This window comes from Xanthovirga aplysinae (assembly GCF_009711365.1).
GTDB lineage: Bacteria > Bacteroidota > Bacteroidia > Cytophagales > Cyclobacteriaceae > Xanthovirga > Xanthovirga aplysinae.
Genome location: NZ_SMMB01000300.1, coordinates 1 through 1,041, shown reverse-complemented (window position 1 = coordinate 1,041; position 1,041 = coordinate 1). Strand labels below are relative to the sequence as shown.

The window sequence follows — 1,041 nt, the reverse complement described above, 5'->3', positions numbered from 1 at the left end:
AAAAAAAAATATATAAGGTTAGTCGTATTGACTATAATAAGTATCTAGAGGAAGTTCTAAATCGATCTATAAAAGGAACCTCATTTGAGGACCTTGTCAATCTACTTTTAAATCATGGCTTTAATCTAACAGATTCAACAAACTATATAAATAGCCTCATTCAATATAAGGTATTAGTGAGTGATTTTAATTTATCAGTATTAGGAGACAACACTATTTCTTACTTTATAAATAAGCTAAAATCCTGGGAAAAAGATGAGCCTCAGCATCAATTTTTTCTAGAAAAATTCAATAAAATCAAAGCCTTTCTTGATGAAATAGATAGTGGTGTAGGAGTCGAACTTCATTCATATAAACAGTTGGAATCTGAAGTTAATGAAATATTAGAGACTAAAGATTTATCTAGGCTCTTTAATACGTCAGTTTCAAGTGTTTTATTTAATGGAAAAATTAATAGAAATATTCAAAATGACATTAAAAAAGTCATTAAGCTTCTTTATAATGTAACTGAAAAAGATTCTAAAACAAGTATTACTGAATTTGCAGAAAATTTCACACAAAAATATGGAGATGCAGCAGTTCCTTTGGTATTAGCCTTGGATGATAAATATGGTATTGGATTTCAAAATAGTGATAACCTATCTAATGAAGAGGAGCTTATAAATGATGTTTCTTATCCCAATTCCTCGGAAGAAAAGTTCACATTGGGCAAATGGGAAAATTTTCTTCTCGAGAAATACCTTGAGTGTTTAAAAGAAAAAAAGAGCACTATTGAATTAACAGACCATGTAGTTCAAGATTTTTTAAAAACTGATAATTATGATTTTCTTCCCGAAACCTTTAGCATAAGGCTTAGGCACTTAGGTAAAAAAAATGAAAATGACATGGTCCAGGTGTATGATCTCAGTGGGCCAACTGGTTCGAAAATCCTTACCAGATTTTCAAATAATGATCATGAAACAAGAAAAATCATTAGGGACCTTACGCAATTTGAAAATAATCAATTACCTAAGGAATATATACTTGCAGAAATAACTCATG

The 1,041-nt window shown here is 29.7% G+C and carries 1 protein-coding gene; it reads left to right on the top strand.

What is annotated here, in order from left to right; translation table 11 throughout:
* Positions 1 to 8: 8 nt before the first annotated feature.
* The coding region (locus E1171_RS00845) for a lantibiotic dehydratase (RefSeq protein ID WP_343031269.1) at positions 9 to 1,041 on the top strand (1,033 nt) is incomplete at its 3' end.